Raw genomic sequence first — 21,940 nt, 5'->3', positions numbered from 1 at the left:
TGTTGCTGCGGCGGTGGGGGGGGTGTCCTCGTGGGGGGGCAAAAAAAATAACCCCACAAAAATTTTGTTTTTCTAGTTTACCCGTTGGGGCCCCCCGGGGGGGGGGGCGCCCCCCCCGGCGCCCCCCCCCGCCAGTGTTCTCGGGGGAGCGCGAGCGCCGTGGGCGGCGCGGGAGCCCGGCCGTCAGGCGGGCAGCAGGGCCAGCAGACGCCGCTTCAGCTCGGCGTGGCGCTCGTCGTCGTAGAGGGCGGGGTCGTGGGTGGCCACGTCCCACAGCCCCTCACAGGCGAGTCGCACGATCTGGGCGGTCGTGGGGTCGGGCTCGGTGTCGAGCCCCTCACGGTGCCAGCGGGCCATCGCCTCACGCAGGGGGGCGAGCAGATAGGGGTTGCCCGAGGCGCCGGTGACCACGGCCCAGCGTCGCAGCCTGCCACTGCGCACGGCGGCGAAGGTGGCGTGCAGATAGTTCTTTGTGTAGGTGTCGTGGCCCTGGGTGGCGACGAGCTGGTCGAAGTCTTCGATCAGCCGCTCGACCATGCCTTTGATCAGGGCTTCCTTGGTGGCGAAGTGGTAGAGCAGCCCGCCCTTGCTGCAGCCCGCGCGCTCGGCGACGGCCGCCAGGGTGAGCGCCTGGGAGCCCTGGTCGCACAGCAGACCCTCCGCCGCGTCCAGCAACTCCTCCCGCCTCATGCAGAGGACTGTACCGTCCGGACGGTACAGTGGTCAAACCGAGGATGGGCTTCCCGCCGGGCACGGATACCCTTGGAAGGGACAAACGATCTGGGGAAGGGAAGTGCGGCAGTGGAGTCCGCCTATCTCGATCACGCGGCGACCACGCCGATGCTTCCCGAAGCGGTAGAGGCGATGACGGCTCAGCTGGGGCGGGTCGGCAACGCGTCGTCACTGCACACCGCGGGCCGCCGTACGCGCCAGGTCGTCGAGGAGGCCCGCGAGAGCATCGCCGAGGCGCTCGGCGCCCGGCCCAGCGAGGTCGTGTTCACCTCGGGCGGTACCGAGGCCGACAACCTCGCCATCAAGGGCCTCTACTGGTCGCGCAGGGCCAAGGGCGCCAACCGCATCCTGATCAGCGCCGTCGAGCACCACGCCGCGCTCGACCCGGCCCACTGGCTCGGCGACCACCAGGGCGCCGTCGTGGAGTCCCTTGAGGTGGACGAGTACGGCAGGGTGCACCCGCACACCCTGCGCGCCGCCATCGAGCGCGACCCCGGCAGCGTCGCCCTGGTCAGCGTCATGTGGGCCAACAACGAGGTCGGCACCATACAGCCCGTCAGGGTGCTCGCCGCGATCGCCCGCGACCACGGCATCCCCTTCCACACCGACGCCGTCCAGGCCATCGGGCAGCTTCCCGTCGTCTTCGCCGACTCGGGGGTCGACGCCCTCACGCTCTCCGGGCACAAGGTCGGCGGCCCGATGGGCACCGGCGCGCTGCTGCTGGCCAGGGGGATCGACCCGGTCCCCGTGCTGCACGGCGGCGGGCAGGAGCGCGACGTGCGCTCCGGTACCCTCGACGCCCCCTCGGTCGCGGGCATGGCCGCCGCGGTACGGCTCGCGGTCGCCCGGCAGGCCGAGACCGCCGCCCGGCTGACCGCGCTCCGTGACGACCTGGTCGCCAGGATCCGCCAGGCCGTACCCGATGTGATCCTCAACGGAGATCCGGCCAACCGGCTCCCCGGCAACGCGCACTTCTCCTTCCCCGGCTGCGAGGGCGACGCGCTGCTCATGCTCCTGGACGCCAAGGGGGTCGAGTGCTCGACGGGCTCGGCGTGCTCGGCGGGCGTCGCCCAGCCCTCCCACGTCCTGCTCGCCATGGGCGCCGACGCGGTCAGGGCACGTGGTTCGCTGCGTTTCACCCTCGGGCACACCTCGACGCCGTCCGATGTGGACAGGGTCACCGGCGTCATCGCGGGCGTCGTCGAGCGCGCCCGCCGGGCGGGCCTGATCTGACGGCGCCGCCCGGCCCGGCGGAGAGGGCTCCCACGCGGGTACGCTCAGGGGTGTTATGAGACTTCGCGTGCTTGCCGCCATGTCCGGCGGCGTCGACTCAGCGGTGGCGGCGGCCCGCGCCGCCGAGGCCGGTCACGATGTCACCGGCGTCCACCTCGCCCTGTCCGCAAACCCGCAGTCGCATCGCACCGGCGCCAGAGGGTGCTGCACGATCGAGGACTCCCGGGACGCCCGCAGGGCCGCCGACGTGATCGGCATCCCCTTCTACATCTGGGACATGGCCGAACGGTTCCAACGCGACGTGGTCGAGGACTTCGTCAGCGAGTACGCCGCGGGCCGTACGCCCAACCCGTGCCTGCGCTGCAACGAGAAGATCAAGTTCGAGGCGGTCCTCGACCGGGCCCTCGCGCTCGGCTTCGACGCCGTGGCCACCGGCCACCACGCCCGGCTCGTGGACGGCGTGCTCAGCCGCAGCCCCGACGAGGGCAAGGACCAGTCCTACGTGCTCGGCGTGCTCACCAGGGAACAACTCGGCCACGCGATGTTCCCGCTGGGCGACTCGACGAAGGCCCAGGTGCGCGAGGAGGCCGCCAGGCGCGGGCTCATGGTGGCCGACAAGCCCGACAGCCACGACATCTGCTTCATCGCCGACGGCGACACCCGGGGCTTCCTCGAAAGGCGTCTCGGCACGGCCCCCGGGCCGATCGTGGACGCCTCGGGCGAGGTGGTCGGCAGCCACGAGGGTGCCTACGGCTTCACGGTCGGCCAGCGCAAGGGCCTGCACATCGACCGGCCCGCCCCCGACGGGCGCCCGCGCTACGTGCTGTCCATCGAGCCGGTCTCCAACACGGTCACCGTCGGGCCGCGCTCGGCCCTTGAGGTCACCTCCGTCGAGACCGTGCGCCCGGTGTGGAACGGGCCCGTCGCCGAGCCGTACGAGCCGCTGGCCTGCACGGTCCAGCTCCGGGCCCACGGTGAGGTGTACGGCTGCCGCATCCAGGTGTCCGGCGAGGAGGTCCACGTCGCACTGGACACCCCCGCGACCGGGGTCGCGGCGGGCCAGGCCGCCGTGTTCTACCTGGAGGACACCGTGATCGGATCCGCCACGATCGCCAGGGCCGTGTGACCTTCGCGGGAGGCGAAGGTCACTCCTCGATGGCTCCGCCGACCGCGCGCAGATGGGCGCGGAAGGTCAGGGAGGGGTCTTCGGCGCGTCCTGCCAGGTAGGCGCCGAAGGCCACCTGCTCGCGCAGTGAGGTGCCCGCGTGGATGCGGTCGGCCTGACGCCGTTCGACGTCGCGGATCGCCTCTGCGCGGGTGAACACCTCCTCGGCGCGTCCGGCCGGGATGAAGATCACGCCGTCGTCGTCGCCGAGGACCAGGTCGTCGCGGCCGACCGTCCACTCCCCGACGGTGGCGAACTCCAGCGCGCCCTCAGGACGCTCGTCCAGGCTCAGGGGGCCGGTCGGGATCGAACCCAGGCTGAAGACCGGCAGCCCGATCGCCCGGATGTCGGCCGTGTCGCGGTGCAGCCCCCAGATCACGACCCCCGCGAGCCCGGCGGCCCGGGCCTCAAGGACCACGAGGTCACCGATGCAGCTCTCGTCGAGCCGTCCCCCGTTGTCGGCGACGAGCACGTCACCGGGCGCGGACAGCTCGCACGCCTCAAGGAAGACGTCGACGCTGCCCGCGTGCCTGGCCGGGCACACCCGTCCGGCCAGACGGCCACCGGGCACCGCGGAGCGGGTGCCCGCCGGGGCGCAGCGCACCGCAACCCCGGCGCGCAGGCAGCCGTCCGTCAGATGCGCGGTGGTCAGAGTCTCGAACCGCCGCCGGAGCTCCTTGGGGTCCATGCCGCCCTTCCTCTCGCCGGGGAGATCACGTCGCCTCCCACGGTAGGGCCGGACCCCCGGCTAGGACAGGGTGACGGACTCACCCGGCGCGAGGCGGCGGATCTCCGCCCCCTGCTTGTCGGCCTCCATCGCCAGCCACCTGTCGACGAGGCCGAGGCCGACGTCGTTGAGCAGGCCGTCATGGGTGGAGAAGGCCCTGGCCGGGCGGACCTGGCGGAGGTAGTCCACCGTCTCGGAGAGCTTCAGCCATGGCGCGTTGGTCGGCACGAGCAGGGTGGGGACCTCGGTCTCCGGCGGGGTGAACGCGTCGCCGGGGTAGAAGACCTCCTCGTCCACCAGGAAACCGACGTTGCTCACGATCGGCGCGTCCGGGTGGTTGGGGGCGTGCCACTCTCCGACGACCCGTACGGCGAAGCCCGCCGTGTCGAAGGTGTCGCCGTGCCGTACGACGTGGATCTTGGCCGGGACGTCAGTCAGGTCGGCCGCCACGGCCTCGTTGGTCCAGATCTCCAGTGACGGCTCGGCCTCGGCCGCCCCGCGCAGCCGTTCCACCTCCACGTGGTCGAAGTGCTCGTGGGTGATGAGCACGGACCGCGCCCCCTGGAGGGCTGACTCCTCGCTGAAGGCCCCGGGGTCGATCACCAGGGCCGAGCCGTTCTTCTCAAGGCGGACACACGCGTGCGTGAACTTCGTCAGCTTCATCGTCCCAGCCTAGGCAGGCCGCTCAGTAGCCGACGTAGCCGGTGCCGGTCTTGGCGCCGACGACGCCGGGCACGTTCGAGACCGAGCCGTAACGGCTGATCGCGTAGCGGACCCCGGCGATGATGTTGTCGACCGGGTTGTAGATGTCGTCGTACCCGCTCAGCTTGTAGCTGCCGAAGGTCGGGTCGATGGTCTGCATCAGCCCCTTGGACGGGGTGCCCGCGGCGGCGTTGGAGTCCCAGAGGTTGATCGCGTGCGGGTTGCCACCCGACTCGTGCTGGATGATCATGGCGATGTCGGCGGGGTTCATCTTCTCCGGCGGGTAGCCGTGGGACCTGAGGATCTCCAGCGCCTGGTCGATCCACTCCTTGAGCTTCCCGGTCGGCGCGGGGCCGCCACCGGGCGGGGGCGCGCCGCTCGGCCCGTAACCTCCTGAGGCGACCGGGTTCGGTGTCCCGGTGTCGCCGTGCGGCGCGAGGTGCGGCCGGTAGCCGACCGTCCTCTCCCACACGACCGTACGGCCGGCGCCCGGTACGAACGTCTGGTCGAGGGGGGCCGGGATGTCGGCGAAGGAGATCTTCCTTTCGGCCATGTGCTTCTTGACGGCGGCCAGCGCCTGGGTGACGGCCTTGTCGGCGGCCTCCATGTGGGGGCGGGCTCCGGTGACGGCGCCGTTCACCAGCGAGGTGATGTGCGGCTGCAGGTCCTTCTCCTCGGCCTTCGGGTTGGCCGTGCGGTAGGCGGACACGTCGTCGAGGAGGGTCGAGCAGATGGAGCGGACCTTCGCCTCCGCGCCACGCAGCACCCCGGCCGCCGTGTCGAGGGTGTTGGCGCAGCCCGCCAGCGCGTCGTGCAGGGCCTCCGCGGCGCGGCCGTACTTGCGCATGTAGGTGTCGAAGGCGTCCGCGGACTCGCCCTGCCAGGCGTCGTTGACCGCGTTGACGACGGTGCCGAGCCGCCCGGCGTGCTCGTTGAGTTTGCCCGCCGTACCACGCCAGCGGGTCGCGACGGCGCTGACGGCGTCGGCGTCGGCGTTCACCTTGTTCAGGAGGTCGGAGAGCGTACCGCCGCCGGGGAGACCGGAGATCGCCTCGGTCGTGTCCGCGGTCACCGCTCCCCGCCCGCGCGGTTGGCCGTACGGACGTTGTCCTCGATGTCGTTCAGGGCGCGCTCGACGTCCTTGAGCTTGCCGGTGACGTTCGTCAGCTCCCCGTCGACCGTCTTCTCGATCCCGTCGAGGAACTCGGCCAGGGCGGATGAGTCGGTCAGCCTGCCGAAGATGGTGGAGTCGGTCGTCTTGGCCGGATACGGACCACCCAGTTCGCCGAAGTTCTTCATCAGTTCGTGCACGGTCGTACGGCACTGCTCAAGCGCGTCGTAGCTGTAGTCGATCCCCGCCACTTCTACCCCCTATGCGAGACCGGCTAATCGATCATAAGGGGCAGATCGCTCAATGTGTCGGGGCGGCCCTCCCGGCACCGGGTGAGGGCCGCCCGAGGTGGGCTACTTGGCCGGGGTGATCGCGACCGTGGTGGTGTAGGTCCGGTACGGCGTCACCAGCTCGGTGGCCTCGATCTGGTAGCGGCCGGGGACGCACCCCCTGCCCAGCACGGGCAGCGCGAAGCGGCCGTTGCTGTCCGCCCTGAGCCGGGTGCCGTCCCTGAGACTGGTGGCGATGCAGGCCTCGTTCAGGCCGTTGCTGGTGAACCGGACGTAGCCTTTCTCGGCGAAGCCGTAGCCGTTGACGACGAAGGCGATGTCGCCGTCGGCGTCGGCGGTCGCCGGGGTGGTCCTGAGTGCGGGGACACCGGTGCCGGGCAGCGGATGGCCGATGGTCACTCTGGCGAAGTAGGTGCGGTAGGGCGACTCAAGCTCGGTGGCCTCGACCCGGTAGACGCCGCTGACGCACCCACGGGCCGCCCCGACGAGGTTGAAGTAGCCGTTGCGGTCGGCCCGCAGGACGACCCGCCTGAGGTTGGTGTCCTCACACGAGGAGTTCAGCGACGTGCTGTTGACGGCGACCTTGATCAGGGAGGGGAAGGACCGGCCCTCGACGGCGAAGGCGACGTCGCCACCGGCGGTGGGGGAGACGGTCGACGGGGTCGTCGTCAGCAGGGCGTCGTCCGCCTGCGCGCCCGAGGCCGGTAGACCGCCCAGCAGTGGGGCGGCGGCGACGGCGGCGGTGAACATGAGGCGTTTGACATTCATGGATCAGGTTTCCTCGCGTTGTCCTCGGTGGTTCCCCTGTGCCCTTTGAGGCGCACAATTTGATCTTCTTGGTGGCCACCGGTTCAGGCCTTCGTTCGGCGGCAACGAGAACGGAAAGAACCGTAAATCAATCGCCTGTTCCCTGGTCTTTCTGACAAAGCCCGTCAATTTCATGGGGGAGGTGGGCCCGCTTCGCCGAATCTGTCCGTCGCCGCGCATGTCGATCGGCCACTCACGCGGGGCCGTTCTCATCGCGCCGGGGCGGCCGCCGGTGCCGCGGCCTGGGGGTCTGGCAGATCCGGCCCCTGTTGCGGCCCGCCATGACCTCGGCCACCGGCACCCCGGGCGGCGGTGAGCCGTCCTCGCCCGGGCGCTCGGTCACCCCTTCCGGTACCGGTTCCCGCGCGAGGCCGGACGCCTCGCGCGGGTCGGCGTTCTAACAGCTGCTGGAGGACGCGGCGTAGTAGATGGACCTTCCCTCAGGAGCGACGATGGGAGCGTAGAGCAGCGTGACGGTGGTCCGGCCAGGTATGTACTTGGGGCCGTAGTCCGCCCAATAGGGGATCTCGACGCACACGTACTTTCCGGTGCTGCACTCGTTGTAGACGTCCACCTTGTTGGTGGTGCCCGAGGAGTACCACTCCCCGTGCTGGACGCCACAGGCCGCCGCGCCGGTTGAGGAGGCGGAGGCCGCGCCGGCCGTCATTCCGGTGCCGGTGAACGCGAGCGCCGCGATCGCGGCCGCGGCGACGATCCTGCTTCTTGCCGTCATGTTTTCCCCTGTTCTGAGATGTGTGCTGGTGAGGAGCGGTGAAACGGACTAGCAGTAATAGACGCTGTTTCCCTGGTTGATCGAGGTGGGGGCGTAGGCGACGTCACGCCACTCATAGGCGTTGAGGGTGTAGCGGGGGATGGGGAACCAGGCGGGCCGGTCGGGAATGGCGATGCACACCGTCCTCTTCGAGTTGCACTCGTTCTGGAGGCGGACGTGACGGTATCCGCCGATGGTGTACCACGGCTCGTGCTGGACGTTGCAGGCCGCCGCGCTGCCGGCCGTGCCGCTCGCCGTCGTGGCCGCGCCGGCGGCGGGCCCCGCGATCAGCGCGGCGGCGCCGGCGAGCGCCACCAGACCGACCGTGATCTTCTTTTTCATGCGTGCTTCTTTCGTCGCATTGCCTCTGCGGCGCGGATGTGTTCGAAAACGAATGGCGCGCCGGCTGAAACGCATCGGATATCCCCGGCCGTGGTGTTTTCGCAGGCCGGGGGCTTACGGCTTCGAGTCTCGGCGGCCCGGGAATTGTCCGGAACCCTCGTTCGTCACTGCAGACAAACTTGATTGACCCGATGTGGCTGTGTATTTTGTGCTGGTTTGCCGTTTCTGATGGGAATTAGTCACATTCGGGGAGAGTAAGTTGGGGGAACGCGCAGGGCGCCGGGAACGGCCGGTCGATCCCACCGATGGTCCGGTGGCCGCATTCGCCGTGGAGTTACGCAAATTACGTGAGGAGGCGGGTGGCCCGACCTACCGCGCCATGGCGGCGCGCGCGTATTTCTCAGCCGCCACGCTGGCCCAGGCGGCGGCCGGGGACAGACTGCCGACCCTGCCGGTCACGCTGGCCTACGTCGAGGCGTGCGGCGGGGACGCTCAGGAGTGGCGGGCCAGGTGGGAGGAGGCCCGGTCCGCCCAGCGGGAACACGCGGCCAGGAACGGTGAGCCCGAGCGGGCGCCGTACCGGGGACTGGCGAGGTTCGAGACCGAGGACCAGGCCTACTTCTTCGGCCGGTCGGCGCTGGTAGAGCGGCTGGTGACGCTGCTGGAGGCGCACCGGTTCGTACTGGTCGTCGGCCCGTCGGGAAGCGGCAAGTCCTCTCTCCTGCGCGCGGGACTGGTGCCGGCCCTGCGCGGGCGCGCCGTACGGGTCCTGACACCGGGCGCGCACCCGCGACTGCCCGGCGACGCCGCCGACGTGCTCGTGATCGACCAGTTCGAGGAGACCTTCACCCTGTGCGAGGACCCGGCCGAGCGCCGGAGGTTCGTCGACGCGCTGATGGCCGCCGGACGCGACGACCGGCGCACCCGGGTGGTGCTGGCCGTACGTGCCGACTTCTTCGGCCAGTTCACCCACCATTCGGACCTGGTCGAGGCCGTCAGGGACGCCACCGTCCCGGTCGGCCCGATGAGCCCGGCCGAACTGCGTGAGGCGATCGTCAAACCCGCCACGGCGGCGGGACTGATCGTGCAACGCGAACTGACCACCCGGATCCTCGACGAGGTCGCCGGGCAGCCGGGCGGGTTGCCGCTGATGTCGCACGCCCTGCTGGAGACCTGGCGGCGCCACCACGGCAAGGCCCTGACCGTCGAGGCGTACGAGGCGGCGGGAGGCATAGACGGCGCCGTCGCCCGCACCTCGGAGGAACTCTACGAGGAACTCACCCCCGAGCAGCGGGAACGGCTTCGCCACCTGCTGCTGCGCCTGGTCACCCCGGGAGAGGCGGGCGCGCAGGACACCCGGCGCCCGGCCGGGCGCGCCGAACTGGTCACCGGAGGCCCGGACGACCCCGGCCCCCTGCTGCTGGAACGGCTGGCGTGCGCCCGTCTGATCACTATCGACGACGAAACGGCCGATCTGGCGCACGAGGCGTTGCTGACCGCCTGGCCCCGGCTGCGCTCCTGGGTCGAGGAGGACCGTGAACGCCTGCGCGTGCACCGCCGCCTCACCGAGGCGGCCGACGCCTGGCAGGCGCACGCCCGCGACCCCGGAGGCCTCTACCGGGGGCTGCGCCTGTCGCTGGCGCGCACGCACCTCGCCGAACGGGCCGGCGAGCTCACCCCGCTGGAGCGGGACTTCCTCACCGCCAGTACGGAGGGGCGTCATGGCGAACGCCGCAGGAGCAGGCTGCGCGCCTTCCTCATCGGTGTGCTGGCGACCGCCATGGTGATCACGGGTTCGCTGGTCTGGCAGCAGAATCTCGTACGTGACCGGCAGGAACGCGAGGAGCAGGCCCGCCGCGCCGCCGGCTATGCCGCGAGCCTGCGCCAGACCGACCCGCAGCTGTCCATGCGGCTCAGCCTGGCCGCCTGGCGCCTGGCCGACCTTCCCGAGACGCGGGCGAACCTCCGTACGGCGAGCCTCCAGGCCCAGCAGGAGGTCTTCACCGATCCGGACACCGGGTCCGACACCGTGCGCTGGCTCAGCTCCGACGGCCGCTTCCTGTACAGCATGGGCGCGGACAAGGTCGTCCGCTGGGACGTGGAGACCCACCGGGTCGTCACGACCACGCCGGGGCCGGCTCGCTGGCTGGGCAACGTGGGAAAGGGCCAGGGAGATCCACTCTGGCTGCCCGTGCACTACCCCGCGGCCTCCGAGACGGTCGAGGTGACGCTGCGGGACATGACGACCGGTCAACGCGACCCGCGGCCTCTCGACGACGCCAACCGGGGAGTGGAGGTCGCCCCGAGTGGACGGCGCGTCGTCACCTACCAGGCGAACGGCTCCCACCATCGCGTCCGTGTCTGGGACGCTTCCGCCAGACGGTTGATCGTGCAGGTGAACGTTCGCAGAAAGGGAGGGCCCGTCCGGCGAACAGGCGATTGGTCGTCCACCCTGGCGATGTCGCGCGCGTTGCAGAACGGGCGCTACCTGACCGAATCGAATGTCCCGGACGCGACGCTCAGCGCCGACGACACGACAATGGCCCTCTGCGTGCCCGGCACGCCGGTGCGGGTGTGGGACCTCAGGACCGGCCGAGAGCCGGACGTCCCCAACATGCCCACGCCCTCCGTCGATCAGTGCCGTGAGGAGAGCCTGCGTCTGTCCCCGGACGGGCGGCGGCTGTTGATGACGACCGGCACGAAGATCCGGCTCTGGGATCTGCCGTCGGGCAGAGAACTCCCCGCCATCAAGGAAGCAGGCGTGGACGAGATCGGTTTCAGCGCGGACGGCGCTTTCCTCGCGACGGCCAACTCCGACGAACTCCTCGTGTGGCGGATCGGCGTTCCGGACGCTCCGCTGTTCCGCCATCCGTTGGCCGGTGAACGCGCCTTCGACATCAGAGTCGATCCGGCCGCGGGCCAGGCGCGCTATCTTGCCGGGGCATCCAACGCCTTTTCGTGGCCCGCGACCGTCAGGACACTGAAGCTGAACCCCGTCGTCAACGCCGACTGGCGGGACGAGAGCGCTACCTCCGCCTTTTTCAGCTCTAACGAGAACACACTCGTCACCGTCTACCCGAATCGGGTCGAACTCCGGGACACCAGGACCGGACGACGGCTTCCCGGGCCTCCTCCGGTTCCCTGCCGAGAGATGGGCACCATGATGCCGGAATGCCACGTGACCGCGGCGTTCCGTCCCGACGGAGCGGTCCTGGCCTACGGCGACACCCGCCTCGAACCTTTCGACGCCCGGATGTGGGACCTCGCCGGTCGGCGCGTCGCCGGCAGCGCCGGCCCCTTCGACAGCGCCACGTCTGTCGCCTACACCCGGGACGCGGGCACTCTGCTGGTCAGCGGGCCGCCCACGAATGGTTCGCTCGTCCTGTGGGACCTGAACCGGGGCGTCACCACCACGACGGTCCCCGGTGTCAACGGCAAGATCGTCCTGGCTCCGTCCGGGCGGTTGCTGATCACTACCGGGGGGCAGGTCGTCGACCTCGTCTCCGGCCGCGCCGGCGTGCGCGAGAGCGGCCTTCACTCGGCGAGCGCGCTGTCCTTCAGCGCCGACGGCAGATTCCTGGCCGTCGGCGACGAGACGGGACGGACCGCCCTGTGGGACGGCACCGCACGACGTCAGTTGGGCGCGTTGATCTCCGCCTCGCCGTATACGTCGAGCTGGGTCAGCAGCCTGGCCTTCTCCGCCGACGGGAGCGTCCTCGCCGTGGGCACGGTCAACGGCACGGTGCAGCTGTGGGACACCGCCACCCGGCAGCCGATCGGCGCGCCCATCTCCACCCCGAGCGGATTCGTCGCCGCGATGACGTTCGACGGTGACACCCTGTACGTGGCGGGCGAGCACATCCCCCTGCGGCGTTACGACCTCACCCCGGAGGCCGCCGCGCGGACCGTCTGCCAGAGGGCGGGCCACGGTCTCGGCCCGGCCGAATGGGCGACCCACTTCCCCGGCTACCCCTACCAGGCCACCTGTGCCTAGGGTCGCCGACGGTGGAGGACGACCTCCGGGTAGCGGTTCGACGGCCCATCGAGGAGGGGTTCCCGAGAACCGCGCAGATGCCTGTCGAAGAACGCCGTCGAGTAGGCGTTCACGATCTCGTGCACCCGCCCGGGGTCGGCGGGGCCGGTGACCCCCAGGTACGGGAACAGCGGTGACCAGGAGGGGACGTCCGTCAGGTTCACATGGAACATGTCCGGCACCTGGACGAAGTAGCCGTCGCCCTTCAGGTTGCCGAACGCGGTCCGCATGGAGGTCTGGTGCTGGACGATGTCCACCTTGTTCCACCTCTCCTGCCGCATCGTCCGCGCGTCCCGCGTGATCCACAGCACCGGTCGCCCGAGCCCGGGGGACACGACGTCGTCGGGCATCGGGGCGTCCATGACGAGGCAGGCGCCGAGCCGTGTCTCGGTACGGCACGCCTCACCGGCCACGATGCCGCCGAGGGACACGCCGAACGCGCCCACCCGCCGCATGTCCAGTTTCCCGGTCAGCAGGCGCTCGGGGTCGGAGGCGTTCAACGCCGTCAGCCGGTCGAGGACGAAGGAGACGTCCCGCACGAGATAGGGAACGATGCCCTCCGGATAGGACCTGCCCTGGAACGTCGGGGCGGTCCTCGCCGGGCTGACGCTCTGCTGTACCAGGGCGTTCAGTTCGTTCTTCCGGAAACCGGTGACATGCCGGCCGTCGGGGAAGGTCACCGAGGCCGCGATGTAGGGGTGGTCCACGGCGACCACGACGTATCCGTGGGAGACGAGTTCCTCCACCTGGAAGGTGTTCATCTGGCGGAAGCCGTTGAAGCCCTCAAGGAACACGAGGACCGGATGGACGCCGGCGGACACCGGCACCGACTCCCTCGCGTTCGTCGTCACGTACCGCAGGTGGTCGAACGTGAACGACGGCAGGTCGATCATCCTGGCCAGCGCCGGAGCGAGCGCCTCGACGCCCTCGGCGTAGGCCGCGCGCTCCCCGCCGGAGGAGCGCGCGGCCGGGTACCAGACCTGGGCCATGAGCTCACGGCGGGCGGCGGGGTCGGCGCTGAAGGTCTCCTGGCGGGAGGTGTCCGTCCAGTGGTACGTCACGGTGCCGACGCCGTACGGGCCCGTGGGCTCGGGGAAGGTGAAGACCGGCAGGACGACGGGTGGCGGGAGGGCGACGAGGAGTCCCAGGACACCGAGACTCACACCGAGGAGGCCCCTGAGCCGCCGTCCCCACAACCACACCAGGAAGAACGAGAGGGCCAGCGCGTACGCGGGGAACAGTTGCCAGCGCGCGCCCTCGACGACGACCTGCGCCACGGCGGCCAGGAGCGCGACGGGCGGCACGTGGTTCACCGGCCTCATCCCGCGCAGCCGTGGCAGCGCCAGGGTGAGGAACGACAATGTCGTGGTCGCGAGCGCGACGAACTCAAGCGGCCGCACGGCCTGGCCTCCCGTCCGTTCCAGGTGAACCCGTTCAGCCGGCCCCGATCACCGCCGGTGCGGGCTCCTCCGACCGCCGGGAGAGGCTCTCGCCCTCGATGTCGAGGTTGGGCAGCACGCGGGACAGGGGGCGGGGCAGCCACCAGGCGGCGCGGCCGAGCAGGGACATCACGGCGGGCACCAGCGTCATGCGGACGACGAAGGCGTCGATGAGCACGCCGACGGCCAGGGCGAAGCCCATGGACTTGATGATCGGGTCGTGCATGAAGACGAAGCCGCCGAAGACGGAGGTCATGATGAGCGCGGCGGCGGTGACGACGCGGGCGTTGTGGCCCAGGCCGTTCACGGTCGCCCGCTGGGCGGTGTCACCGTGGACGAAGTCCTCCCGCATGCGCGAGACCAGGAAGACCTCGTAGTCCATGGCCAGGCCGAACAGGATGCCGATGAGCAGGATCGGCAGGAAGCTGACCAGCGGCCCCGGCCTGCCGACGCCGAGCAGGTCCGCCAGGTGCCCCTGCTGGAAGATGGCCACGGTGATGCCGAACGTGGCGCCGATCGTGAGCAGGAAGCCGAGCGCGGCCTTCAGCGGGACCAGGATCGACCGGAAGACCAGCAGGAGCAGCAGGATCGAAAGCCCGACCACGAGCAGCAGGTAGACGGGCATCGCGTCGGCGAGCTTGGCCGAGATGTCGATGCCGATCGCGGTCACGCCGGAGAGCGCGACGCGGGCGCCCTGGATGTCGTTCATCCGCTCGCGGATGGCGCGCACGGTCTGCTCGGTCGCGGCGTCGGCGGGACCCGTCTTGGGGATGACGGTCAGCAGCGCGGTCGTGCCCTGGGCGTTGGCCTGCGGCGGGGTGACGGCGAGCACTCCCGGGGTGGTCTGGATGGCGCCCGCGGCCTGCTTGGCGGCGTTCGCGGTCGCCTGGGCGTCGTCACCGGTGACGACGGCGATCAGACGGCCGTTGAAGCCGGGGCCGAACCCCTCACTGATCAGGTCGTACGCCTTGCGGGCCGTCGAGCCCTCGGCGGCGGTGCCCGCGTCGGGCAGCGCCAGACGCATGTCCCTGGCGGGCAGGGCCAGCGCGCCGAGCACGACGACGGCGACGACCAGCACCGGGACGCGCAGACGGGTGACGAGCCGTCCCCAGCGGAAACCCATGGCCTCGCGGTCGTCGCCGGTGCCCGTGTCCGCACCCGCGCGCTGCCTGCGGGGCAGCACCCGCGCGCCGGCGAAGCCGAGGATGGCGGGCAGCAGGGTCAGCGCGACGAGTACGGCCAGCGCCACCGTCGCCGCCGCGGCCAGGCCCATGACGCTCAGGAACGGGATGCCGACCACGGCCAGGCCCGCCAGGGCGATGATGACCGTGGCCCCGGCGAAGACGACGGCCGATCCGGCGGTGCCGGTCGCCCGTCCTGCGGCCTCCTCGGCCTCCATGCCCTCGGCCAGGTACTGGCGGTAGCGGGAGGTGATGAACAGCGAGTAGTCGATCCCGACGGCCAGGCCGAGCATCAGCGCCAGGACGGGGGCGACGTTGCTCAGCTCGACCACGCCGGACAGGGAGAACAGGCCCGCCATCCCGGCGCCGACGCCGATCAGGGCGTTGAGCAGCGTCATGCCCGCCGCGACCAGGGAGCCGAAGGTGACGACGAGGACGACGGCGGCGATCAGGACGCCGAACGCCTCGGTCGAGCCGATCTCGACCTCGGCCTTCATGATCTCGCCGCCGTGCTCGACCCGCAGGCCGGGGGTGGTGGCCCCGGCCCGTTCGTAGGCCGCGCGCTGGGCGTCGGTGATCTTGTCGAGAGGGCTGTCGAACTGGACCTGGACCAGCGCGTGGCGGCCGTCGGGGGAGACGGCGCCGACCTGGAAGGGGTCCATCGCGGCCAGCACCCCGGGTACGGCCGCCGCCTCACGCACGATCGGCGCGAGGGCGGCCGGGTCCAGTTTGCCGCCCTCGGGCGCGGCGACGACGATGGTGCCGGTCGTGCCGCCGGCCTGGGGGAACTGCCGCCGCAGGGAGTCCAGCGCACGCTGGGACTCGGTGCCGGGCATGGTGAAGTTGTCGGTCGTCGGCCCGGAGAACGCGGCGGCGGCCCCGCCGAGCAGGGCGAGCAGGATGAGCCAGGCGGCGAGTACGCGCCCGCGCCTGCGGAAGGAGAACCGGCCGAGCCGGTACAGCACAGCAGCCATGGAGAGGGAGGGGTCCGTTCAGGCGAGGTCCGGCGTCCGGCGGAGGCCGGGCCGGTCCGGGTGGTTCAGGGGTGGTCGGGCTCGCGGCCCAGGGTGCGCAGCGCGCCGCGGATCATCTCGGCGCGCAGGACCTCCTCGGGCACGCCGAGATCGTCGGCGGCGGTGACGGAGACGGCGCCCAGGACCATGTAGGCGGCGATCGTGTCCGAGGGCGCGGTCGAGCCCCCGGCCAGTGCCGTGAGTAACCGCCTGATGGTGGCGGGGACGGCGCCGAGCGCCGGGTGGACGGTCATCGTGGGGATGTCCTGGAACAGGATCCGGACTTCCAGCCGGAACCGCAGGGCCAGGTCGACGAAGCCGGTGACGGCCGCCCGTGCGGCCTGCTCACCGTCCAGTCCGACGAGCCGGGTCCGCAGCGCGGCCAGGCCCTCGCCCGCCGGGGTCAGCAGTTCGGTGAGGATCGCGTCCTTGCTCGCGAAGTGGTAGAGCAACGCCGCCTTCGAACAGCCCGCGACCTGGGCGATGTCGTGCAGTGAGGTGCCCTTGTAACCGCTGTCGGAGAACAACCGCAGCGCCGAGCGCAGGATGTGCTCACGCAGAGCGGAAGGGGGACGTGCCATGCCCCAATGATAACTGTCCGATCGGTCAGATCTGACCGATCGGACAGGAATGGAGACGTTCGGGCCCTCGGTGTGGTCACGAGGAGGCCGGGAGGTCTCCAGCACGCCGATGGAAGTACGGCGTGCCGGGGGTGGAGATCGACCCGCGCGGGATCAGGGGGCCGGGGAGGGGGCCGGAGTCCCGGGAGGCGTGGTGGGGAACGGCGGGAAGGGGCCGCCGGGCCAGTCCTGACCGTCGTGGACGGCGTCGGGGTCGACACCGAGGGTGATCGAGGCGCTGATGCCCCTGGCCACGTGCCTGGGGTCGTAGCGCACGTCGAGCATGCCGTCGGCGGTGGTGTCGCCGGTGTAGAGCATGTCCTGCTCGTTGGTGGTGCGGGTCTTGGTGTTGGTCGAGTACGGCCTCAGCACGGAGACGGCCTCGATCAGCTTCTCGGGGAAGTAGAGCTGGCCGGTGTGGCAGTCGTTGCCGCCCAGGTAGGCGCCGTGCCGGAAGACACCGTTGACGTGGACCTTGACGTGGATGTGGATCGCGCGGCCGATGTACCAGCCGGGGAAGGCGCTCCTGAAGGTGACCCAGCCGTTCCTGTCGGTCATCTGGAAGCCGCGGAAGTAGGTGGTGTCGCTGTCGGGCTCGGCGTGCATGCCGCCGCCGGGGGCGCCGGTGGGCATGTCCGTCGGGAAGGCGGTGGGGAACGCGGTCGGGAAGCCGGGGCCGTCACCCGAGGAGGCCTTCTCGTAGCTGGAGTAGATGCCCAGCGCGTCACAGTGCCAGATGTCGACGGCCTTGTTGCGCAGCGGCCTGCAGTTCTCCGAGTCGACGATCCGGATGCGCAGCAGCAGCGGGACGCCGGGCTTGTGCTCGGTGATGTTCGAACGGTACTTGTCGTAGTCCAGGTAGTAGGGCCCCTCGATGGTCTCCTTGGAGAGCGGCAGGCAGAGCTTGCTCGTGGGAGTGGGGACGGTGGGGGTGGGGGTGTGCGCGGCGCCGGCCGTCGTGCTCGCGGACGCGGTCGAGGCCAGGTAGCCGGTGCCCAGGCCGGCGGCGGCGATGCTGACCCCGCCCGCGATGAGGAGCTGTCGGCGGTTCGGTTTCGGTGCGCTGGTTTCTTCCATGCGCACGAACATTAGGGGCGCCGTGTGAAAAAAGTCTAAGAAAATGGACTGGATTCTGATGTTACGTAACGGAAATGTGATCCACGGGGGAGCGGTTGCGTCACGGGTATTAACCAAATCTTATATGTGAAAGATATGGTTCGGACGCCGTTGGTTACTCTCTGTAAATAAATCGGTTTCCCGTTGACGGTGTGGCGGGGCGCCCCGCCGGTGGGGCGGGGCGCCGTGCCTCGGTCAGGCGCGCTTCCAGCGCCACCGCCCGTTGGGGTAGCGCGTGCACGTGTACTTACGGCCGGTGGCCTTGGCGTAGCCGTACCTGCCGTGGGCGGCGGCGGGGCAGTAGGCGCCGGGGGTGACGCAGTTCCAGTGGTTGCCCGAGCGCTGGTAGGTGCACGAGACCGTCGCGCCCGCGGGCACGGCGGCGGCCACCAGGGCCGAGGCGGTGGTGGGCACGAGCACGGAGGCGGTCAGGGCCGCGGAGACCACGAGACGTCTGAGCAAGGAGCGCTCCCAGCGTGTGGGGATGAACGGTGAACACCGAGGAGACGCGCCTCATATATCCGCAGGTTGACCTATAAGTGTGTCCTTATTAGGACAATTACCGGGGTTCGATCAGGTCTCCTCGGAAGGCGGGAAGAAGGCCGTCTGGGTCAGGCGGGAGCCGTACCGGCGGTCGACGTGGTAACCCCGTCCCGGCGGCAGCGGATGGGCGCGGACATTGCCGAACAGGAAGCCCTCGTCCTTGTTGCCGGACAGGATCACCGCGGGGCTGGCCATGTCCTTGACCCGCTGGATGATCGGGTCGAACATCGCCCTGCCCACACCGCCCATCGCGCGGGACATCACCAGGTGCAGACCGATGTCACGGGCCTGCGGCAGCAGGTCGGCCAGCGGCAGCAGCGGGTTGGAGGAGGTCGCGACCAGGTCGTAGTCGTCCACCACGATGTACAGGTCGCAGCCCTGCCACCAGCTCCTGTCCCGCAGCTGCTCCGGGGTGAGGTCGGCCGGGGGCAGCCGCTTGAGCAGCGCGCCGCGGACGTCGTTGATCAGGTCGGTCGCGGCGGCGCTCGACGCGGCGTAGCCGATGCGGTGCTCGGTCGCCGCCGAGTCCAGCAGCGACCGCCGGTAGTCGATCACGATCATCATGGCCTCCTGCGGCGTCTGCCTGGCGACCAGTCCCTCGGTGATGACCCGCAGCAGGTTCGACTTGCCGCTTTCGGTGTCGCCGACCACGATGAAGTGCGGGTCGGCCTCGAAGTCGAGCAACACCGGCGACAGGGCCGCCTCGTCGATGCCGAGCGGGATGCGGGCGCGCCCGGTCTGCTCGACGCCGGGCAGCGTCCCGACGGGCAGTACGGCGGGCAGCAGCCGGACCGGCGGGGCGGGCGGCCCCTGCCAGGCGTCCCTGATCGCGTGGACCAGCGCGCGCACCCCCGTCGACAGGTCGTCGGCCTTGCGCACACCGTCGATCCTCGGCAGCGCCGACAGGAAGTGCAGACCCTCCTTGGTGAGTCCCCGCCCGGGAACCCCCTCGGGCACGGCCAGCGCCGACTTGCGGTTGATCTCCGACTCGTAGGCGTCGCCGAGCTTCAGCTCGACCCGGGTGCCGAACAGGTCGCGGATGCCCGGCCGGAACTCCGACCACTTGTTGGTCGCGGCCACCACGTGGATGCCGTACCCGAGACCGCGGGCGGCGAGGTCGGTGATGACCGGTTCGAGCGACTCGAAGTCCTGCCGGACCGTGAGCCAGCCGTCGACGACGAGGAACACGTCGCCGTAGCCGTCGCCCTCCGCCCCCTCCGCGAGCCGCTGCCGGTAGGCGGTGATCGAGTCGATGCCCTGCTCGGCGAAGTCACGTTCCCGCCGCTGGAGCAGCGCGGAGATCTCGGCGACCGTACGGCGCACCCGGTCACCGTCCAGGCGGCTGGCCACCCCGCCCACGTGCGGCAGCGCCTCAAGCGCGGCCAGCGAGCCACCGCCGAAGTCCAGGCAGTAGAACTGCGCCTCACGTGGGGTGTGGGTGAGCGCCATGCCGGTGATCAGGGTGCGCAGGACCGTGCTCTTGCCGCTCTGCGTGCCGCCGACGACGCCGACATGACCCGCGGCTCCCGACAGGTCCAGCCAGAACGGGTCGCTGCGCTGCTCGAAGGGCTTGTCGATGACGCCGATGACGGCGTGCAGCCTGCCTCGGCCCGCCCAGCTCGGCGTGCTCAGCCCGAGCTGTGGGGTGACCGAGATCTGCGGAAGCAGGTGGGCCAGGGTCGGCGGGTCGCCGAGCGGCGGCAGCCAGATCGGGTGCGCGGGGGGTCCCTGCCCGGCCAGCCTGCCGACCACCAGGTCGAGCAGGCTGGCGGCGGCGCGCTCGACGGGGATCTCCCCCGTCGTCAGCTCCTTGGGCGGCTCCTCGATGACGGGGACCGGGGCGAAGCCGGGACCGTACTCGACGACCTGGTGCAGGCCCGCCGCCCCGCCCCGCGCCACGGAGGACAGCGGGTCGGGCTGGTAGGAACCGGAGACATAGGCGGCCTTGAACCGGGTCATCCCGGTCGTCTCGAACTTCAGGTAGCCGTTGCCCGGCGCCGACGGCAGCTCGTAGGCGTCGGCGACACCGAGCACGACCCGGCTCTCCATGGCCGAGAAGGTCCGCAGGCCGATCCGGTAGGACAGGTGGGTGTCCAGGCCGCGCAGCCGTCCCTCCTCAAGGCGCTGGGAGGCCAGCATCAGGTGCACGCCGAGCGAACGGCCGAGCCGTCCGATCATCACGAACAACTCGATGAACTCGGGTTTGGCGGTCAGCAGCTCGCTGAACTCGTCGATGACGACGAACAACGTCGGCATCGGCGCCAGGTCGGCGCCCTGCTCGCGGGCCCGCTCGTAGTCGCGCAGGGAGGCGTAGTTGCCCGCGGCGCGCAGCAGCTCCTGGCGGCGGACCATCTCGCCGTGCAACGCGTCGTACATGCGGTCGACCAGGGGAAGCTCGTCCTCAAGGTTGGTGATGACCGCCGAGACGTGGGAGAGGGTGTCCAGGCCGAGGAAGGTCGCGCCACCCTTGAAGTCGACGAGGACGAAGTTCAGGATCTCCGACGAGTGGGTGATGGCCAGGCCGAGCACGAGCGTGCGCAGCAGCTCGCTCTTTCCGGAACCGGTCGCGCCGATGACCAGGCCGTGCGGTCCCATGCCGCCCTGGGCGGACTCCTTGATGTCCAGCTCGACCAGGCGCCCGTCGACCCCCAGGCCGATCGGCACCCGCAGCCGGTTGCGTCCCGCCCTCGGCCGCCAGGTCACCGCCGGGTCCAGCAGGGTCGGCTCACCGACCCCGAGCAGGTCGGTCAGCGAGGTGTTCACCGACAACGCGTCCTGGGTCTCCCCGCCCTTGACGGTCGAGGCGCGCAACGGGGCGAGCTGCCTGGCCAGGCCCTCCACGCGCAGGAAGTCCAGCCGGTCCGGGTCGCCCAGACGGGTCGAGCTGCGCTTGCCCGCGTGGTCGATCTTGACCATGAAGAAGCCCTCCGGCCGCACGTCGATGCGCAGCGTGTTCTTCTCCTCGATCGGCCCCGCGGAGCCGGACAGGTCGATCACGGTGACGCCCTGGATGGCGTCCGTGCCGAGCTGCGAGTCGTGCGGCACGTGCCCGCCGTCGAGGATCAGCACGTGGTACGGCAGCGCGTCCGGCGAGGCGCCTGGCCTGAACCGCGCCCGCTCCTTCAACGCCCCGCCGAGCAGCCGGTCCAGTTCGGCCAGGTTGTCGGTCATCAGCCGCACCTGGCCCGCCGCGTCGGTCTCCTCCGGGTGCAGCGCGTGGGGCAGCCACTTGATCCACTCCCACTGGGCCATCCACTCCTCGCCCGCGCACACCATGATCCGCATGTCGTCGGGGGAGTGGAAGACGGCCGTCTGGGCGACCATCGCGCGGACCAGTTCGCGCACGGCCACCGGGTCGCCGGTCAGGTTGATCCGCGCGAAGGAGTGCAGGGCGACGGCGACCGGCAGTTCGGAGACCGTCGAGTGGGCCCTGACGAACCTGCGCAGCGCGCCCGCCGACAGGGCGTCCAGGTCCTCGACCGGTTTGGAGTCCGGCGGGATGAGCTGGATGGCGAGCTTCTGCACCCCGGTGCCGAGCCGTACGGTGCCGAAGTCGTCGTCGCGGGGGCGCCGTTCCCACAGCCGGGGACCCAGGGCCACCCACCACAGGGAGTCGGGGGAGGGGCTGCTCCATTCGAGGGCCTCGCGCTGCTGCTTGGCGGCGCGCCGTACCTTCTTGCGGACCTGGGCGAGGTAGCGGAAGTAGTCCCTGCGCAGGCCGTTCAGCCGGTTCTTGCGCTCGCCCGACTGGCGGCCGAGCTGACCGGCGGTCATGCCCATCATGGAGACGGCGAACAGGCCGCTGGCCACGTACATGATCGGGCTTCCGGTGCCGCCCGCGGTGAACATCAGGCCCATTCCGGCGGCGCCCGCGGCCATCGGCAGGTAGGTGAGCAGACCGGTCAGTCCCTGCGGCTGCACCTCGGGGATCTCCGGGGGAGACTCCAGGAGGATCTCACCTCGCGGGGGCTTGGGCGGGGGACGGCGCTCTGGGCGCCGTACGACGACGATGCTCACCCTGGAGGTGCCTTCCTGGTCGGTTTGTGCACATCTGTGGCGAAAGCGATTGCCGACGGATGTCGCGCGTGATCCCTACTCTCCCCGCTACCGTATC

At 70.6% G+C, this 21,940-nt stretch carries 18 protein-coding genes; 3 read left to right on the top strand and 15 right to left on the bottom strand.

All coding sequences use genetic code 11. The annotated features are described in order from the left end of the window. Positions 1–183: 183 nt before the first annotated feature. Positions 184–690 (bottom strand): TetR/AcrR family transcriptional regulator, encoded by a 507-nt coding sequence (locus ACIBVQ_RS36360; protein ID WP_399183194.1) that lies wholly within the window; start codon positions 688–690, stop codon positions 184–186. 111 nt (positions 691–801) lie between these two features. Here ACIBVQ_RS36360 and ACIBVQ_RS36355 point away from each other — a divergent pair, with 111 nt between their 5' ends. After that, positions 802–1,965: a cysteine desulfurase family protein gene (locus ACIBVQ_RS36355; protein ID WP_362774279.1), complete on the top strand. Its 1,164-nt coding sequence runs from the start codon at positions 802–804 to the stop codon at positions 1,963–1,965. 55 nt (positions 1,966–2,020) lie between these two features. Further along, positions 2,021–3,091 carry a tRNA 2-thiouridine(34) synthase MnmA gene (gene mnmA / locus ACIBVQ_RS36350; RefSeq protein ID WP_362774276.1) on the top strand — a complete coding sequence of 357 codons (1,071 nt, stop codon included), beginning with the start codon at positions 2,021–2,023 and terminating at the stop codon, positions 3,089–3,091. Positions 3,092–3,110: 19 nt separating this feature from the next. Here mnmA and ACIBVQ_RS36345 read toward each other — a convergent pair whose 3' ends face one another. From ACIBVQ_RS36345 to ACIBVQ_RS36310, 8 genes are all read right to left on the bottom strand, one after another. Further along, positions 3,111–3,818 carry an RraA family protein gene (locus ACIBVQ_RS36345; RefSeq protein WP_399183191.1) on the bottom strand — a complete coding sequence of 236 codons (708 nt, stop codon included), beginning with the start codon at positions 3,816–3,818 and terminating at the stop codon, positions 3,111–3,113. Positions 3,819–3,878: 60 nt separating this feature from the next. Continuing rightward, entirely contained in the window at positions 3,879–4,520 is a 642-nt protein-coding gene (locus tag ACIBVQ_RS36340; RefSeq protein WP_352010182.1) for an MBL fold metallo-hydrolase, read from the bottom strand. Positions 4,521–4,542: 22 nt separating this feature from the next. Further along, on the bottom strand, positions 4,543–5,631 hold the full coding sequence (locus tag ACIBVQ_RS36335; RefSeq protein WP_352010183.1) for a WXG100 family type VII secretion target: 1,089 nt from the start codon (positions 5,629–5,631) through the stop codon (positions 4,543–4,545). Further along, positions 5,628–5,921, bottom strand: a complete 294-nt coding sequence (locus ACIBVQ_RS36330) for a hypothetical protein (RefSeq protein WP_352010184.1) — start codon at positions 5,919–5,921, stop codon at positions 5,628–5,630. Before ACIBVQ_RS36330 ends, ACIBVQ_RS36335 begins: the two co-directional genes overlap by 4 nt. Before the next feature lie 102 nt (positions 5,922–6,023). Beyond that, the gene (locus ACIBVQ_RS36325) at positions 6,024–6,728 is read right to left on the bottom strand and encodes a hypothetical protein (protein ID WP_399183188.1); all 705 of its coding nucleotides are present in this window, start codon (positions 6,726–6,728) and stop codon (positions 6,024–6,026) included. Between the two features lie 232 nt (positions 6,729–6,960). Further along, positions 6,961–7,110 carry a hypothetical protein gene (locus ACIBVQ_RS36320; protein ID WP_399183186.1) on the bottom strand — a complete coding sequence of 50 codons (150 nt, stop codon included), beginning with the start codon at positions 7,108–7,110 and terminating at the stop codon, positions 6,961–6,963. 54 nt (positions 7,111–7,164) lie between these two features. Continuing rightward, the gene (locus ACIBVQ_RS36315) at positions 7,165–7,500 is read right to left on the bottom strand and encodes a hypothetical protein (protein WP_399183184.1); all 336 of its coding nucleotides are present in this window, start codon (positions 7,498–7,500) and stop codon (positions 7,165–7,167) included. A gap of 48 nt (positions 7,501–7,548) precedes the next feature. Then, positions 7,549–7,881: a hypothetical protein gene (locus ACIBVQ_RS36310; protein ID WP_399183182.1), complete on the bottom strand. Its 333-nt coding sequence runs from the start codon at positions 7,879–7,881 to the stop codon at positions 7,549–7,551. A 313-nt stretch (positions 7,882–8,194) separates the two neighbouring features. Between ACIBVQ_RS36310 and ACIBVQ_RS36305 the strand changes: the two genes are divergently transcribed. Further along, positions 8,195–11,875, top strand: coding sequence for a hypothetical protein (locus ACIBVQ_RS36305; protein WP_399183180.1), 3,681 nt, complete (start codon positions 8,195–8,197; stop codon positions 11,873–11,875). On the opposite strand, the gene ACIBVQ_RS36300 is transcribed toward ACIBVQ_RS36305, so the two are convergent. The 6 genes from ACIBVQ_RS36300 to eccCa form a co-directional block, all read right to left on the bottom strand. Next, complete coding sequence (locus ACIBVQ_RS36300; protein WP_399183178.1) at positions 11,872–13,314, bottom strand: alpha/beta hydrolase family protein; 1,443 nt, start codon at positions 13,312–13,314, stop codon at positions 11,872–11,874. The two genes, ACIBVQ_RS36305 and ACIBVQ_RS36300, sit on opposite strands and share 4 nt — an antisense overlap. A 34-nt stretch (positions 13,315–13,348) precedes the next feature. Continuing rightward, entirely contained in the window at positions 13,349–15,508 is a 2,160-nt protein-coding gene (locus ACIBVQ_RS36295) for an MMPL family transporter (protein WP_399183176.1), read from the bottom strand. A 65-nt stretch (positions 15,509–15,573) separates the two neighbouring features. After that, the gene (locus ACIBVQ_RS36290) at positions 15,574–16,128 is read right to left on the bottom strand and encodes a TetR family transcriptional regulator (protein ID WP_352010191.1); all 555 of its coding nucleotides are present in this window, start codon (positions 16,126–16,128) and stop codon (positions 15,574–15,576) included. Between the two features lie 153 nt (positions 16,129–16,281). Then, a complete protein-coding gene (locus tag ACIBVQ_RS36285; protein ID WP_352010192.1) occupies positions 16,282–17,244 on the bottom strand; it encodes an intradiol ring-cleavage dioxygenase in 963 nt (320 codons plus the stop codon). 234 nt (positions 17,245–17,478) lie between these two features. Continuing rightward, positions 17,479–17,745: a hypothetical protein gene (locus ACIBVQ_RS36280; protein ID WP_362909479.1), complete on the bottom strand. Its 267-nt coding sequence runs from the start codon at positions 17,743–17,745 to the stop codon at positions 17,479–17,481. Positions 17,746–17,856: 111 nt separating this feature from the next. Next, on the bottom strand, positions 17,857–21,843 hold the full coding sequence (gene eccCa, locus ACIBVQ_RS36275; RefSeq protein WP_399183173.1) for a type VII secretion protein EccCa: 3,987 nt from the start codon (positions 21,841–21,843) through the stop codon (positions 17,857–17,859). Positions 21,844–21,940 lie beyond the last annotated feature (97 nt).

The sequence above is a fragment of the Streptosporangium sp. NPDC049376 genome, from assembly GCF_044466505.1.
GTDB lineage: Bacteria > Actinomycetota > Actinomycetes > Streptosporangiales > Streptosporangiaceae > Streptosporangium.
Note: the sequence above shows the minus strand (reverse complement) of the source record. Positions and strands in the feature narration are given on the sequence as shown.

Bases quoted from the DNA above. Each gene is read 5' to 3' on its own strand.
- ACIBVQ_RS36360 (WP_399183194.1), bottom strand. From the start codon at position 690: ATGAGGCGGGAGGAGTTGCTGGACGCGGCGGAGGGTCTGCTGTGCGAC.
- mnmA (WP_362774276.1), top strand. From the start codon at position 2,021: ATGAGACTTCGCGTGCTTGCCGCCATGTCCGGCGGCGTCGACTCAGCG.
- ACIBVQ_RS36345 (WP_399183191.1), bottom strand. From the start codon at position 3,818: ATGGACCCCAAGGAGCTCCGGCGGCGGTTCGAGACTCTGACCACCGCG.
- ACIBVQ_RS36340 (WP_352010182.1), bottom strand. From the start codon at position 4,520: ATGAAGCTGACGAAGTTCACGCACGCGTGTGTCCGCCTTGAGAAGAAC.
- ACIBVQ_RS36325 (WP_399183188.1), bottom strand. From the start codon at position 6,728: ATGAATGTCAAACGCCTCATGTTCACCGCCGCCGTCGCCGCCGCCCCA.
- ACIBVQ_RS36315 (WP_399183184.1), bottom strand. From the start codon at position 7,500: ATGACGGCAAGAAGCAGGATCGTCGCCGCGGCCGCGATCGCGGCGCTC.
- ACIBVQ_RS36310 (WP_399183182.1), bottom strand. From the start codon at position 7,881: ATGAAAAAGAAGATCACGGTCGGTCTGGTGGCGCTCGCCGGCGCCGCC.
- ACIBVQ_RS36295 (WP_399183176.1), bottom strand. From the start codon at position 15,508: ATGGCTGCTGTGCTGTACCGGCTCGGCCGGTTCTCCTTCCGCAGGCGC.
- ACIBVQ_RS36290 (WP_352010191.1), bottom strand. From the start codon at position 16,128: ATGGCACGTCCCCCTTCCGCTCTGCGTGAGCACATCCTGCGCTCGGCG.
- ACIBVQ_RS36285 (WP_352010192.1), bottom strand. From the start codon at position 17,244: ATGGAAGAAACCAGCGCACCGAAACCGAACCGCCGACAGCTCCTCATC.